General features: G+C 46.9%; 13 protein-coding genes. 4 read left to right on the forward strand and 9 right to left on the reverse strand.

Features of this window, described 5'->3' with window-relative positions:
- Nucleotides 1-104: 104 nt before the first annotated feature.
- The 3 genes from LL912_RS00395 to LL912_RS00405 all read left to right on the forward strand — a co-directional run bounded on the left by LL912_RS00395 (nt 105) and on the right by LL912_RS00405 (nt 5535).
- Nucleotides 105-2000, forward strand: a complete 1896-nt coding sequence (locus tag LL912_RS00395; RefSeq protein ID WP_235551569.1) for a tetratricopeptide repeat-containing sensor histidine kinase — start codon at nt 105-107, stop codon at nt 1998-2000.
- 63 nt (nt 2001-2063) lie between these two features.
- A complete protein-coding gene (locus LL912_RS00400) occupies nt 2064-4172 on the forward strand; it encodes a prolyl oligopeptidase family serine peptidase (RefSeq protein ID WP_235551570.1) in 2109 nt (702 codons plus the stop codon).
- A 118-nt stretch (nt 4173-4290) separates the two neighbouring features.
- Nucleotides 4291-5535, forward strand: coding sequence for a YeiH family protein (locus LL912_RS00405; RefSeq protein ID WP_235551571.1), 1245 nt, complete (start codon nt 4291-4293; stop codon nt 5533-5535).
- Between the two features lie 719 nt (nt 5536-6254).
- On the opposite strand, the gene secG is transcribed toward LL912_RS00405, so the two are convergent.
- The 7 genes from secG to LL912_RS00440 form a co-directional block, all read right to left on the reverse strand.
- On the reverse strand, nt 6255-6638 hold the full coding sequence (secG, locus tag LL912_RS00410; protein ID WP_235551572.1) for a preprotein translocase subunit SecG: 384 nt from the start codon (nt 6636-6638) through the stop codon (nt 6255-6257).
- Between the two features lie 3 nt (nt 6639-6641).
- Nucleotides 6642-7394 carry a hypothetical protein gene (locus LL912_RS00415; RefSeq protein ID WP_235551573.1) on the reverse strand — a complete coding sequence of 251 codons (753 nt, stop codon included), beginning with the start codon at nt 7392-7394 and terminating at the stop codon, nt 6642-6644.
- 103 nt (nt 7395-7497) lie between these two features.
- A complete protein-coding gene (gene lptE, locus LL912_RS00420) occupies nt 7498-8025 on the reverse strand; it encodes an LPS assembly lipoprotein LptE (protein WP_235551574.1) in 528 nt (175 codons plus the stop codon).
- Nucleotides 8006-9265 (reverse strand): sigma-54 interaction domain-containing protein, encoded by a 1260-nt coding sequence (locus tag LL912_RS00425; protein ID WP_235551575.1) that lies wholly within the window; start codon nt 9263-9265, stop codon nt 8006-8008. The genes lptE and LL912_RS00425 overlap by 20 nt, the downstream gene beginning before the upstream one ends.
- Nucleotides 9266-9490: 225 nt before the next feature.
- A complete protein-coding gene (gene miaB, locus LL912_RS00430; RefSeq protein WP_235551576.1) occupies nt 9491-10918 on the reverse strand; it encodes a tRNA (N6-isopentenyl adenosine(37)-C2)-methylthiotransferase MiaB in 1428 nt (475 codons plus the stop codon).
- Between the two features lie 197 nt (nt 10919-11115).
- Nucleotides 11116-11793: a hypothetical protein gene (locus LL912_RS00435; protein WP_235551577.1), complete on the reverse strand. Its 678-nt coding sequence runs from the start codon at nt 11791-11793 to the stop codon at nt 11116-11118.
- A gap of 62 nt (nt 11794-11855) precedes the next feature.
- On the reverse strand, nt 11856-12728 hold the full coding sequence (locus LL912_RS00440) for a 1-aminocyclopropane-1-carboxylate deaminase/D-cysteine desulfhydrase (RefSeq protein ID WP_235551578.1): 873 nt from the start codon (nt 12726-12728) through the stop codon (nt 11856-11858).
- A gap of 108 nt (nt 12729-12836) precedes the next feature.
- Between LL912_RS00440 and LL912_RS00445 the strand changes: the two genes are divergently transcribed.
- Nucleotides 12837-13733, forward strand: a complete 897-nt coding sequence (locus tag LL912_RS00445) for a sugar phosphate nucleotidyltransferase (RefSeq protein ID WP_235551579.1) — start codon at nt 12837-12839, stop codon at nt 13731-13733.
- A 95-nt stretch (nt 13734-13828) separates the two neighbouring features.
- Here the strand turns inward: LL912_RS00445 and coaD are convergent, their stop codons facing one another.
- Nucleotides 13829-14299, reverse strand: coding sequence for a pantetheine-phosphate adenylyltransferase (coaD, locus tag LL912_RS00450; RefSeq protein ID WP_235551580.1), 471 nt, complete (start codon nt 14297-14299; stop codon nt 13829-13831).
- Nucleotides 14300-14320: 21 nt separating this feature from the next.
- A complete protein-coding gene (locus LL912_RS00455) occupies nt 14321-15247 on the reverse strand; it encodes an aspartate carbamoyltransferase catalytic subunit (RefSeq protein ID WP_235551581.1) in 927 nt (308 codons plus the stop codon).
- Nucleotides 15248-15354: the final 107 nt, after the last annotated feature.

Here is a 15354-nt window from a genome sequence, read left to right on the forward strand (position 1 = left end):
GGCAACATAATGCCGGTATTGTTTTTACATGGGTTCTGCTTAAAGTTTAGTAATTTTAAACTGCGGATGTGAGAAATCGGTTGGTCTATTTTCCCTACAAAAACATGAAAACGGTTCGTTCCTATGGTTTGCTGTTAATAGCAGAGCTTCTGTTTGCGTTGGTGCCTGTGCTGGCACAACGTGCGGTTGTGACCGGGCGGGAAGCCCGTGAATTGCTGTGGGCGCCGGATAGCAGGGCAAAGGTAGATTCCATCATCGCGTTTGCTGCGAAGCACCGAAAGAACGATTCGGTAGATACGCTGTTTAAAATCGGCTTTAATCTTGTAAACCGGCTTGCTTATAAAGATGCTGAAGCCCGGCTCCTGGATGCTTACGGTGTTTACAACCGTGACTTTTCCAGGTATGCGCTCGCATTGGCCAATCATAAAGACAGCCGGGAGCTGGCCCGGAAAACGGGAGACATCCAAACGGAAATTCATGCTACCAATAATATCGGGGTGGTTTACCGGCGCCTGGATGAAAACGGAAAGGCGCTTACCTACCATATGGAAGCGTTGCGCCTTGCGGAGAAAGTAGGGGATGATTACAGCGCCAGCGTGGCATTAAACAGCATTGGAAATATTCATATTGTGCTCGGAAATTACTACGATGCGATTACGTATTTCCGGAAGAGTTTGCCCATTGCACAGAAGGCCAATAATATGCTGGGCATGGCCATGAACTATAATAACATTGGTGAAGCGTATGAATATATGGGCAAGCTGGATTCTGCCGACAGCTATTATAAACAATCGCTGTTTTATAATAAGCAGATCAATAATCATAAGGGACTTGCCATCTGTTATAATTCCATTGGTAATGTTTTAAAAAAACAAAACCGCGTTCAGGAAGCGATCGCCCTGTTTGAAAAGGCGAAACACATCACCGATACCCTGGGCGATGGCCTTTACAGCGCTAACAATTATAATAACCTGGGAAACGCCTACCTCTTGCTGCACCAGTACATCCAGGCAAGAAACATGTTCTTTGATGCCCTTGCTATTTCCAGCCGTATTGGCACGATGACGGAGACAAAAAGTGCGTATGAGGGATTGATGAAACTGAACGAGATGACGGCACACCTGGATTCTGCATTGTTTTATAGCAAACTGTTTAAAAAGTACAGCGACAGTATTGTAACAGAAAGCAACAACCGGCATGTGCGGCAGATGGAGGCTATTTACGATACGGAGAAGGAGCAGGCCCGGATTGTTTTCCTTGAAACCAACCGGAAGAACGACCGGATCTTTCTTTTCGGGGCACTGGTGTTGTTCCTGCTGATCCTAACCTCCGGCATCCTATACTACCTGCGCTACCGGTTGCTGGAGCGTAACAAACGATTGAGCCAGGAGCTGGAGATCCGTTCTCAGATTGCCTCCGATCTTCATGATGATATGGGATCTACCTTAAGTAGTATTCATATCTTTAGTGAGCTGCTCCGTACCTCGGGCACCAATAAGGAAGAGCTGCTGACCAAGATTGAAGCCAACGCAAAAGACACGCTGGACGCGCTGGATGATATCATCTGGCTGGTTAAACCGTCCAATGACAAGTTTAGTAACCTTTGCCAGCATATCCGGGAATATGCTGTGCCCATGTTTCAGTCGAAAGGAATTCATTTTCAAATTGACTTTCCTGAATCCATCTCAGAGATCCCGCTGCCGATGGATACCCGGAGAAATATCTTTCTGATTGTAAAAGAATCTGTGAATAACCTCGTCAAATACTCAAAATGTACCGAGGCTTCGATAATTGCCCGGAACGAAGAGACGATGATCTTTTTTGCCATAAAGGATAATGGAATCGGTTTTGATCCTGAAAAACTTACGGACCGCAACGGCGTAAAGAATATGTACGCCAGGGCCCGGAAGATGCAGGCAGGGATCAGGATTGCTACCGGATGTGGGAATGGTACATTGGTGGAATTTTGGGTGACAAAAGAGAAAGCCGCGGAGGCCTGATATACTTGAAAACAATTCTTGCCGGTTATTTCCCAATTGCTATCTTTATTCAAACGCGTTTGCATGAAAAAACTTTTTTATTTCCCGTTTGTATTACTGACGATGAAAACCATGGCGCAGCTTCAATATCCCGTAACCCGGCAGGAGGCCGTTACGGAAGACTATTTCGGAACCAATGTAACAGATCCCTACCGGTGGCTGGAAGATGATAATAGCGCAGCAACCAAAGCATGGGTACAGGCCCAGAATAAAGTAACCGATGCCTATCTTTCCAGGATCCCTTACAGGAACCAGATAAAACGCAGGCTGGAATCCTTATGGAATTATCCCAAGTTTGGAGCCCCTTTTAAAAAAGGCAATTACTATTATTTTTATAAGAATGACGGATTGCAGAACCAGGCCGTTTTGTACCGTACAAAAGACCTTAACGGCGCTGCTGAAGTATTTATTGATCCTAATACGTTAAGTAGCGAAGGCATTGCTGCACTCGGCGGTCTGTCTTTTACAAAGGATGGAAAACTGTGTGCGTATTCCGTATCAAAAGCCGGCAGCGACTGGAGCGAGATCTTTGTGATGAATACCGAAACGAAAGCGCTGCTTCCGGATAAGATTAACTGGACCAAATTTGGCGGAGCGGCCTGGAAAGGCAATGAAGGGTTTTATTACAGCGCCTATGATGAGCCCGACGAAAAATCAAAGCTGAGTAAAAAGAACGAATTCCAAAAGGTATTCTATCACCGGTTGGGCACACCGCAAAAAGAAGATGTGATTGTTTACCAGGATCAGGCGCACCCGCTGCGGTATTTTGGAGTAGGACTAACAGAAGATCAACGTTTCCTGATCCTGAATGTTACAGAGGGCACCAGCGGCAGTGAACTTTGGTACCGGGATCTTAATGATCCGGCGCAACAGGAATTTGCGTTATTGGTAAAAGGTTTTGATACGGAGTCTTCTGTAATTGAAAACAAAGGAGACCTGCTTCTGGTAAATACCAACTACCGGGCACCCAATTACCGGGTGGTAGTGATCGATCCCAGGCAGCCGGCAAGAGAAAACTGGAAGACCCTGATACCGGAGCAACAGGAAGCATTGCAGGGAGTGGGTACGGCGGGCGGCCATCTTTTTGCCAGTTATCTGAAGGATGCGGCTTCAAGGGTCGTTCAATATGATTTCGACGGCAACAAAATCCGGGATATCGCATTGCCGGGGATCGGCTCTGCCTGTGGTTTTGGAGCCGACCAGGAAGACAAGACCTTCTATTATACCTATAGTTCCTTCGCAACTCCTGCAGCCATCTATCAGTATGATATTAACTCGGGAAGGTCTGCATTATACAAGAAAGCAGCGCTGCATCTGAACACAGAAGACCTGGTAACAGAGCAGGTGTTTTTTACGAGCAAGGATGGTACCCGGGTGCCCATGTTCTTAACCTATAAAAAAGGATTGAAAAAGGACGGGAACAACCCCGTACTCTTATACGGCTATGGCGGGTTTAATATTCCGATGACGCCAGGCTTTAGTGTGAGCAATGCCTTTTTCGTGGAGCAGGGGGGCATTTATGCTGTAGTAAATCTGAGAGGCGGCAGCGAATATGGAGAGGCATGGCATAAAGCCGGCATGCTGCTGAACAAGCAAAATGTATTCGATGATTTTATTGCGGCTGCAGAATACCTGATTGCTGAAAAATATACCAATAAAAATAAAACGGCCATCAGGGGTGGCAGCAACGGAGGGTTATTGGTTGGCGCGGTAATGACCCAACGCCCGGATTTGTTTAAGGTCGCCATCCCGCAAGTGGGGGTGCTGGATATGCTGCGCTTTCAGAAATTTACGGTGGGCTGGGGATGGACCGTGGAATACGGCAGCGCCGATTCGGCCACCTATTTTCCGTATCTCTACCGGTATTCGCCCTATCATAACCTGAAAAAAGGTGTTCGCTATCCAGCCACGTTGATCACCACGGGAGATCACGATGACCGGGTGGTACCGGCACATTCCTTTAAATTTGCTGCACGTTTGCAGGAATACCACAAGGGAGCCAATCCCGTGCTGATCCGTATAGAAACGAATGCCGGGCACGGCGCAGGCAAACCCACTGGCAAGGTGATTGAAGAAGCCGCAGATATCTGGGCGTTTACCATGTATAACCTGGGAATGAAATTCAAAGAGTAGGCGGTTAAGCAGACCACTTTACTTAAAAAAGGACCTGAAGGCTTGCGGAAAACAACCGGTTCCGGCGAGCACCTATAGCAGTTGCTATATAATTTTAAAATAAAAAGTAGTAGAAAACATGAAGAAAGCATGGATGCATGAAGACTGGGCAATCGTATTACTGGGCGGGCTGATCATTCTTTTAGCCCTTTCGGGCCTGATCATACCGGTTCCGGTTTATTCCTGGAAAAATGGAACCGATCTTACATCAACTGTTCTTTCTTCCTCCAACCTGTTAAATATCGGAAAGCAGTTGCTGATAGTAGCACCTGTTGCGGCGCTGGCCGCTGTACTTACCAGGAAGCCGCTTAAAACAACTGTTCCGGTATTTGTAGTAATCTTTATGATCACCCAGGCTGCACTGGTATTGGCCGGAAATAGTGTAATGAAGGATCTGAACCTGGAAGCCGTTATTTTCTCGCTGGCACTGGGACTGATCATTGGTAATTGTTTTAAACTGCCGGATTGGTTCCGGGAAGTATTGAATGCCGAGCTATATGTGAAGATCGGGTTGGTGTTGCTGGGGTGTTCCGTTATTTTTTCGGATGTGATGAAGGCCGGCGGCCTGGGATTGGTGCAGGCGCTGGTCGTTGTTTTGTCTGTATGGTATTTTGCCTTCTGGCTTTGCCGGAAGATGAAGGTGGATGATGATCTCACCATGATGATCTCCAGTGCTGTTTCCATTTGCGGCGTATCGGCGGCTATTGCTACTTCCGGAGCCATCAAAGGCGATTCGAAGAAGTTGTCGTATGTGATCTCGATGGTATTGGTTACGGCAGTGCCAATGATGATCTTTATGCCGGTAATTGCTAACTACCTCCAGTTACCAGAACGGGTAACCGGGGCCTGGCTTGGAGGTAGTATCGATACTTCCGGTGCGGTTGTAGCCTCCGGTTCACTGGTAGGAGAGGAAGCTCTGAAGATTAGTACGATTGTAAAGTTTTCACAGAACGTATTGCTGGGAATTGCTGCTTTTGCGATTTCGGTTTACTGGACCTACTCCAAGAGCACTGCTGCAGGCAGCCAGGAGAAGCCTACGCTGAAGGTGATCTGGCAACGGTTTCCCAAGTTCATACTGGGGTTCATCGGCGCTTCGCTACTGTTTTCTTTTTTGATTACACCAGAGGTAAATGCCTCTGTTAAAAACGGGTTAAAGAGTCTTCAGGGCTTGTGGTTCGGACTCGCATTTACCAGTATCGGGCTGGAGACCCGCTTTGCCGACCTGTTTAAAAACAACAGCAGAAAGCCGTTGTGGGCATTCCTGATCGCTCAGTTATTCAATGTGATCATTACCCTGATTATTGCCTTTATATTGTTCCGGTAAGGGGATTTCTGACAAACCTATTAATATACGAAGAGCCTGGTTCGGTTAATACAGCGCCTCAAACGTCAACGGTTAATACCAAACATTAAATGTCAAATATCGAATATCAGCTGTCAAAATAAACGCCCCCTGCCTCGGGCAGTGTCTTCAGTGCCCGGCCGGGAAAGAACATGCAGATGATCTGTATGGTTAGGCTTGCCGGTTTGTCGTCCTGCCACCTGGTGTTTCCCATTATTTGCATATAGCAGGCTGTGTGTATGGCACATTATTTAGAACCCGTATAAAAATGGTCACAATATGGGTGTAGCGACCCACTCTTCATTGTAATCAAGACAGGCTGGAGGCTCGCTAGCTAAGAGAAGTAGCAGGCCCGACGTTGTTTCGAAATGGGCCGGACGGCACTCGATCCCTCTATCTGGTTCATCACTTCGGAATAAATTCAGAAATTACTTCAAGTATACAAGCCCTGGCTTCTGTAGCATAGAGTATAACATTAAACCAACAGGAACTTCTGGTCAGTAAACTTTGAAGAAGCATAGCCTCGGTTTAATGGGTTAGCAAAGGACTTTGTTTCTTGTTAATAGTGTACAGCTAAAAGTTGAGCGCCATCGGCTCAATCTATAAGTTTTGCATAGCGGTACTATGCGGTTAATATTAAGGATGAATAAAAAAAATCCCGGCAATTGCTGCCGGGACTGAATACTTTAAGAGAGGGATACTTATTTTCCGGAGTCTGCTTTGGGAGCCGGCTGAGCAGGCTGTTGCTGTACACCACTGTTAAAGGGTACTGCAGGGGTAGTCTGGGGCTGAGCCTGTTGAACCGGTTGTGTACTCACATCCTGTAATCTTCCGTTGGTTGTGCCGCCCACTTTAGAGCCGGAAACAAAGAAGGTTGAAAATAAACACAGGAGGCCGATTACTGCGGCAAAGATCCAGGTTCCTTTTTCCAGTACGTCGTTGGTTTGTTTTACACCCATGAACTGGCTGCTTACACCCCCGAAGGTGCCTGCTAAACCGCCACCTTTAGGGTTTTGGATCAACACGATAAAGCTTAAAATAACACAAGCCAGTATGATCAATATTACAAATAGAGTTGTTAACATGAATTATTTCTTTAAATGTTCGATTTTCGCTGCAAAATAAGCTCTTTTAGAGGGATTTAGCAAACTTAATTTTTGATAGATCTCAATTGCTTTTGCTTTGTTTCCCTGTTTGGCCCATACTTCTGCCATGGCTGCGGTTTCCTCGTTCTCGCCATCGAGCGATTTTTCCGCCATTTTCTCGATAACAGCTTCATTTTTAGCGCTAAGTCGTACTCCTGCCGTGGCATCAGGCAGGCGGCGCATTTCTTTCAGCCAGGAAGTAAAGCTTTTCAGCTGGCTTTCAAACTGGTCGCCCGTACCGTTTTCATCGTTTATTTTGATACCCTGGGATGCAAAATAATCAACGGTATAATAAGGCGTAAATAATAAGCCAGCCTTTGTGGTGTCCAGGGGTTCCAGTTTTAAACCAGGGATGATAAGGGGAGCTTCCTGGTCAATGGCTGCTGCAGTGCCGCCGGTTGTTTCAGATGGTTCTATCTCCGGTTCAACAGGAAATGGCTCCGCCGCGGTAGCCGGTTTATACCCCGAAAAGAACAGGTATTGCAACAATAGCGGATCTTTAAAATAAAGCAGGGTTTTCTGCCACTGGTTGTGAAACCCATCGTCATTGGTCTCTTTTAATCGTGCAGCAAGCAATAGTTGCAGTGCCGGTGCATAGGGATATTGCTGCACCATCTTTTTCAGATCGGCTACTGGCATAGGATGCCCCTGATCGGGAAAGGCCGCAAAAGCAATGGCATTTATAAAATGATTCATGATTTATTGTTAACCGCTATGCGGATTTCGGTGAATGAATGCGATACATACTGCCGGCAAATGTCGCTCCTTCAGGAAGAAATTCCGGCCCGGTAACCGCGGTTTACCAGTTGGAAAATATCCGGTTAAAGATGTCGTCGGAAAGGCTTCGCAGCATTTCCGATTTCAGTCCCTGTTCGGCCTGCTGCAGGGCAAGCGATCCATCGTAATCAAAGCTGCGGGTGACATCATACTTCTTGGTTTGCTGGGAATGGTTATCGCGAACGTCAATATGTACGCCTACATTTAAACGGTTGGTATTAGCCCGCTGGTTGGAAATACCGGAAGTGGAAAAGGAGTAGGAGGTGATGGTACAGTTGATATCCCAGTCTGCATCGTCGCCGTTGGTTTGCTTCATACGGGTCTGACTAACGATCTTCTGTTTCAGGCGTTCTGTAAGTTCCGGTGCCAACTGGGGGTTTACATATGAAGCCTTGTTCTGGATAATACCAACCCGAACCACTTTAACACTATCCGGGATGCTTACATCTTTAAATTTATAAACGCCACAGCCGGTTTGGGCGAATGCCAGCACCAGGGCTGCCGATATGACCAGCATTGCCACAAGGGCTTTATAATTCTTCAATATCATATTCTTTTAGTTTTCTGTAAAGCGTACGCTCGCTGATGCCCAGATCAAGCGATGCATCTTTTCTTTTGCCTTTATGCTTCTTAAGGGCTTTAATGATCAGTTCCTTTTCCTTTTCCATGATGTTAAGGCTCTCGTCTACTTCTTCGTGTGCATCAATGGTATTATCCACAATCACGGGTGCTGCAGATTGTTGCGGCATACTCAGCTGTACCGGCTGATAGGTGGTGGCTGGTGCAGGAAGGAAACCGGAATCATGCCCGTTATTGAGGTCTTTCAGCTCGTTGATAAGTGATGGATTTTGTGCTGCAACGGAAGGATTCTGTAGTACCTCCAGGAACATACGCTTAAGTTCGTTTACATCTTTTTTCATATCGAAAAAAAGTTTGTAAAGGATTTCCCGCTCGTTTTGAAATTCGTTCTGGTGCGGTGCCGCTGAAAGGGCCGGCAGCCGGTTATTGGAGTAGGGCTGGAGGTAGCGGCTGAGTGCCTTGGCAGAAATCTGTTTGTTTTCTGATAAAACAGATATCTGCTCCGCAATATTTTTTAGTTCACGGATATTACCGGGCCAGGGATATTCCAGCAACAGGTTCTTGGCATCTTCATCCAGCTGTACCGACTGGGTCTTGTATTTATCGGCAAAGTCTGCTGCAAACTTTCGGAAGAGCAGTACAATATCCTCTTTCCTTGCGGAAAGCGAAGGCACCCGGATGGGAACGGTGCTCAACCGGTAGTAAAGATCTTCGCGGAATTTGTTTTGTTCTACCAGTTTCAACAGGTCTTTATTAGTGGCTGCAATAACGCGCACATCTGTTTTCTGCACCTTGCTGGAGCCAACCCGAATGTACTCGCCGGCTTCCAGTACCCGCAACAGCCGGGCCTGGGTGCCCAGGGGCATTTCCCCGATCTCGTCCAGGAAAATGGTACCGCCGTTCACGGTTTCAAAATATCCCTTTCGTGCATCCACAGCGCCGGTGAAGGAGCCTTTTTCATGTCCAAACAGTTCGGAATCGATGGTTCCTTCGGGTATGGCGCCGCAGTTTACGGCAATAAACGGGTTGTGCTTCCGGGACGAAAGCGAGTGGATAATGGAAGAAAAGGCCTCTTTACCTACACCACTGTCGCCGATGATCAGTACTGTAAGGTCGGTGTTGGCTACCTGTACTGCCACCTGCAACGCATAGTTTAATTCCGGGGAATTGCCTATGATGTTAAAGCGGTTCTTTATTGATTGTAAATCCATGGATAAGTTATTCAAAATTTTGTAACAGCTAAATCGGCTGTTTTTAAAGCAACAAGTGCGTAAATATGAGTTCTTTTATGGTAGCTCTTACCACTAAATCCATTTCCGGGTTCCGGCCCCTAATACATGAAGACTTTTTACCGCTGATTTTTTTTACAGCGGCCAATGATTCTGTTCATGTAATTTGCAATTTCCGGGGCCATAATATTCAAATATATTATTATATTATACGATTTCCCCAAACAAGGTGGCCTGGGTACAATCATGGATGGCAACCTGCACATAATCGCCTTTTTTATGAGCTGCCTTTTCCTGCTTGGAAAAGATGACCACTTTGTTCTGGGAGGTGCGGCCTACCCACTGCTCAGCACTGCGCTTGCTGTCGCCATCGATCAGTACCTTAAACGTTTGCCCTACATCTTTCTTATAGTTCTCCAGGGACAGCTGGTTCTGCTTTTCAATGATCTCCTGCAGCCGCTTCTTTTTCAGCTCCAGCGGCACATCGTCCTGGTAGCGGCGCTGCGCCAGCGTGCCGGGGCGTTCGCTGTAAAAGAACATATAGCTGAGGTCATACCGGCTGTAATCCATAATGGAAAGGGTGTCCCGGTGATCCTGGTCATCTTCAGTACAAAAGCCGGCAATAATATCGGAAGTGATGCTGCAGTCCGGGAGAATTTCCCGGATACGGTCAACCTTGCTCCTGTACCATTCACGCGTATAGGTACGATTCATCAGCTGTAATATACGTGTAGACCCGCTTTGCACCGGCAGGTGAATGCACTTGCAGATGTTTTCGTGGGCCGCCATCGTATGCAATACGTCATCGGTAATGTCTTTTGGATGAGATGTGGAGAAGCGGACCCGCAGTTCCGGAGAGATGAGGGCGACCTGCTCCAGCAGACTGGCAAAGCTTACGGCATCGGCTTCCGTTCCCTCTTTGGGAATATAATGGTATGAATCTACATTTTGCCCGAGGAGGGTTACTTCCTTATATCCCTGGTCAAAAAGATCCCGGCACTCACCAATAATGCTGCCCGCGTCCCGGCTACGCTCTCTTCCCCTGGTGAAGGGCACTACACAGAAGGAACACATATTGTTACACCCCCGCATGATGCTTACAAAGGCACTCACGCCGTTGCTGTTCAACCGTACGGGAGCAATATCGGCATAAGTCTCTTCCCTGCTCAGCAGCACATTCACGCTTTTTTGCCCGTCGTTGGCTTCGTTTACCAGGCGGGGCAAACTGCGGTATGCATCCGGACCCACCACAATATCTACCAGCTTTTCTTCTTCCAGGAATTTCGATTTAAGGCGTTCTGCCATACAGCCCAGTACGCCAATGAGGGTACCGGGTTTGCCCGCCTTTAATTTTTTAAAATCAGTGAGGCGTTTGCGAACGGTTTGCTCCGCCTTTTCACGGATGGAACAGGTGTTTACAAAAATAAGATCGGCTTCCTCCACATTACGGGTAGCACCAAATCCTTCTTTATTTAAAATGGCTGCAACAACTTCACTATCAGCGAAATTCATCTGACAACCATAACTTTCGATGTAAAACCGCTTCCCATAGATGTTAGGGTCATTTTTAAAGGGGGCAAACTGCTCTCCCTGGCGTGCCTCATCATGCACCTTCGCTGTAGCTAGATCCAACATACTGTACTCGTTCATTTAAAATCACAAATATAGGTAAATCTATCGGTTGTATGACAGGATGGCAGGTTTGAAATGTTAATTTTAGCCATAGTCAGGGCTTTCAGCGTTTAGCCTTCCGCTTCCGGCTGTCAGCATCCAGTCCTTAGCTTCCAACGTTTTGTTTCCGGATTTGCATCCGGTTGCTGCTCATTGATCACTCAGAAATCTTTCGGCAGGAAGAGTTTATACCGTTCCAGGATCTTTCCATCGGCATAAAGCTCAAAATTGACATACCCGGCTTTATAAAAGTAAGACCGGTCGAGTTTAAACCGTTTTTCTTTAAGGTTTTTCAGCTCAAAAAGCGGCTGGTTGGTTTCTGTAAAGAATTTGAGATCATATTTGCGGGAGTCCATGGGCAGTTCTACGCGTACATACCGGTCCGGAGTCATAAAAATATACCGCGACTGGATAAATCCCGCCGGAAGGAAATCAGCGGTCTGCGCTACCGGTTTGTTATTCACATTGACATCATTAGGGGCTACAGCAACGCCGGAGGTATCCACCATCGGGCGCTTGGCCCTGGTCATTACATAGCGGCTGCCATCCAGCAATACATATACCCTGTAGTACATACTGTCGTTGGGAGGATTGGGATCCGAAACCCCGTTATCCTTTAAATTGGGATCGGGTGGGGCACCAATGGATTGAAAATACCGGGTACTGTCGTAAGAACGCTGTACAGAAATCATTTTTACGGACGGAAAGTTATGAGTCCAGGAAACAATCACCCGTTTGCCCACTTTGATCACAGAAAAATCTTTAGGGAGGTCTTCCTGGCCAAATGAAAAATTACTGATTACAGATCCGATCAAGAGTAACAATGCTATTTTTTTCATATCCTGTGCGCTGTATCTTCTGTTTTTGATTCAAACAAAGATAGGATTGCTGGTTTGAATCCCTAAAAAATTAACGTTCCTTTTGACAGCGAACGGTTCCCCTGCAGACCGCCGCTGTGGACCACCAGGAGGTTCCTGCTTTGCAGCAGATCCTGCTGCAGCAAGGCTTTCACCCCGTAAAAGAGTTTGGCTGTGTACACAAAATCGGTTGGGATGCCCGTATGATGATACAAGTCGTTCATAAAACGGATCAACTCGGAGGTGTATTTTGCATAACCCCCGAAATGGAAATCATGATGAATGGTATACGTGCGCGTTACAGGCGCCAGCAGCCGGTCCATCTCCTGCTGCAGGCTTTGATGGTTTTTTAAAACGCTGAAACCGGTAACGACGGTGGTTTGGGATGCCGATTGCAACAAGCCGGCCATCATGGTACCGGTGCCGGTGGCGCAGCAGATATGATCAAAGACGCCGGAAGCAACAGGGATGGTCGCAGCGCCCTGCATACCAGGAACGCCATAACCTCCTTCCGGAACGATCAACCAATTTTCTCCGGAGAAGGACGGGGGAACCTGTTTTTGCCGGTAGGCTTCCCGGGTAATAAAGTGCAGCTCCATCCCCAGCGCTGCGGCGTCCTGAAGGGTGGGTGAATAAAATCGGGGCGCTTCTCCCCGGATGATACCCGCGCAGCGGATCCCTTCCAGCTTGCAGGCCGCGGCGGTGGCCAGTATATGATTGGAATAGGGCCCGCCAAACGTAACAAGGCTTTTTTTGAGCTTTTTGGCATTCTCCAGGTAAAACCGGAGTTTATACCATTTGTTTCCGCTGATCTGCGGATGAAGCCGGTCGAGACGGAGCACGTATACCCGCGTTGCGGTATTGCCCAGCCAGGGTACGGGATCCCAAGTGACTAAATCTTCGTGAATAGCTTCCATTGCTTTTATAACGGCGCACCGATCCGATACATCGGACGGCTAATTTACCTATTTTTGAAATCTCGTTAAGTACAATTACAACAGATAGCATACGAAAAAAAAAATTGAATGAAACCAACATTAGTGATTTTAGCAGCCGGTATGGCATCCCGTTACGGAAGTATGAAACAGGTAGAGGCTTTTGGCCCCTCCGGAGAAACCATTATGGATTATTCGATCGCAGATGCCATTAAAGCAGGGTTTGGTAAGATTGTGTTTTTGATCCGTAAACAGTTTGAAGCCAATTTCAGGGAGTTGTTTGCCTCCAAGCTGGATGGCAAGGTGAATTATGAGTTTGCATTCCAGGAACTGGATATGTACCTTGACGGAGCAGCGATTCCGGCAGAACGCACCAAACCCTGGGGTACCGGTCATGCGGTATTAAGCACTCAAAACGTAGTAAAAGAGCCTTTTGCTGTTATCAATGCGGATGATTTTTATGGCGCCGATGCGTTTAAAAAGGCGTTTGAATTTTTAACAACAGGGGTGAATGAAAAAACATATGCTGTTGTTGGATATAATATTATGAACACATTGTCCGATCATGGCACCGTGAACCGTGGTGTTTGCGGTCTGGATGCGAAAGGAAATCTGGAAAGTGTCGTAGAACGGTATAATATTGCCGAGAGCGGAGATGTGGTGATTTCTGATGATGGCCTGGAACCGAAAGAACTTTCAAAAGACACAACGGTTTCCATGAACTTCTGGTGTTTTCACCCGTCTATTTACAAATTGTATGAAGAGCAGTTCCGTGAGTTTATAAAAGAGAATCTTACGGTTCCGAAATCAGAGTTTCTGATCCCGGCTGTAGTAGATCATTTTATTAAAGAAGGTGGTGTGGTAAAAGTGATCAAAACAGATGCTCCCTGGTTCGGTGTTACCTATAAAGAAGACGCTCCAGCTGTGCAGCAGCAGTTAAATGAGCTGATTGCGAAAGGGGAGTATCGTGATAACCTTTGGGGATAAATGAGGATAGTCTCTAATGATATAGATCCGGCCCTGTGCCGGATTTTTTTATCCCCTTCCGGAAAATTTTTTGTGTTGCATGACTAAAAGACCTGTCAGTCTTTTAAAGAAGTGTAGACGGCTTCAGGAAGAAACGGACTGGCGTCACCGTTATTCTTGATGATATCGCGTACGATGGTGGATGCCACCGAGGTGTACTTGGGCTCACCCGTTAAAAATATCGTTTCAATGGTTGGGTCCAATGTTCGGTTGGCGTCGGCAATGGTTTTCTCATATTCGAAATCGCTTACATACCGGATGCCGCGTAAGATAAAACTGGCGCCAATCTCTTTGCAGAAATTAACCGTTAGTCCTTCATAGATGGCACCTTCGATACGCGAGCTATCCGGGTAAATAGCCTTTATCCAGCTCAATCGCTTTTCTGCACTGAACATGGGGCTTTTGGAGGTATTGATGCCAATGCCCACAATAATCTTATCAAACAAGGGAAGCGCCCTGTTGATAATGTCTACATGTCCGAGTGTGATGGGATCGAAGGTCCCGGGGAATAAACAGATTCTTGACATAACGCCAGGTTGTATACGCTGTTATTGATTTTTATTGGAAAGCAAATATAGTACAGCCATCCGTACCGCCACGCCATTTTCCACCTGCTGCAAAATGATGGATTGCCCCGAGTCGGCCACATCACTGTCCAGCTCCACGCCCCGGTTAATGGGACCCGGGTGCATGATCACCACATCCTTTTTCAGATTTTCCAGTAATTTCCGGCTGATACCGTAGGAAAGATTGTATTCCCGGAGCGATGAAAAAAGTACCTGGTTTTGCCGCTCCAGCTGGATGCGCAGCACGTTGGCCACATCACACCAGTTCAGTGTTTCCTGTAAATTATAATTCACCGTTACTCCAAACGCTTCTTCAATATATTTTGGCACCAGGGTGGGTGGCCCGCAAACGGTAACCTTTGCGCCCATCTTGGTAAGCAGGTACATATTGCTCATGGCCACCCGGCTGTGCATGATATCCCCAATAATAGCCACTTTGGTTCCGTTAAGTGTGCCGATCTTTTCCCGGATCGAGAACGCGTCCAGCAAACCCTGTGTAGGATGTTCATTGATCCCGTCGCCCGCATTTACAATTGCGGCAGAAATGTGCCGGGACAGGAAATGAGGCGCGCCGGTAGCGCTGTGCCGCATTACCACCATATCCACCTTCATGGAAAGAATATTATTTACGGTATCCAGGAGGGTTTCTCCCTTGGATACGGAAGAGCCGGATGCGGTGAAATTGATCGTGTCGGCCGATAACCGTTTTTCGGCCAGCTCAAATGAAATGCGCGTGCGGGTTGAGTTTTCGTAAAACAGGTTTACGATGGTTACATCCCGCAGGGACGGAACTTTTTTTACTGGTCGCTGTAAGACTTCTTTAAACTGTGTTGCTGTATCTAAAAAAAGGGAAATATCACCTTTAGTAAGGTCCTTGATACCCAGTAAATGTTTGGTGGAAAGCTTCATTAAAGAACAAAGATAGGGTAAATGGTTGAATATGAAAAACACAGGATGCCTCTGCGGGCTCTGTTATGATCAATATGGTGGCCCATCCTGGTCAATTGTTTTGTAAG

Origin of the sequence: Niabella agricola (assembly GCF_021538615.1) — a bacterium.
Lineage (GTDB): Bacteria > Bacteroidota > Bacteroidia > Chitinophagales > Chitinophagaceae > Niabella > Niabella agricola.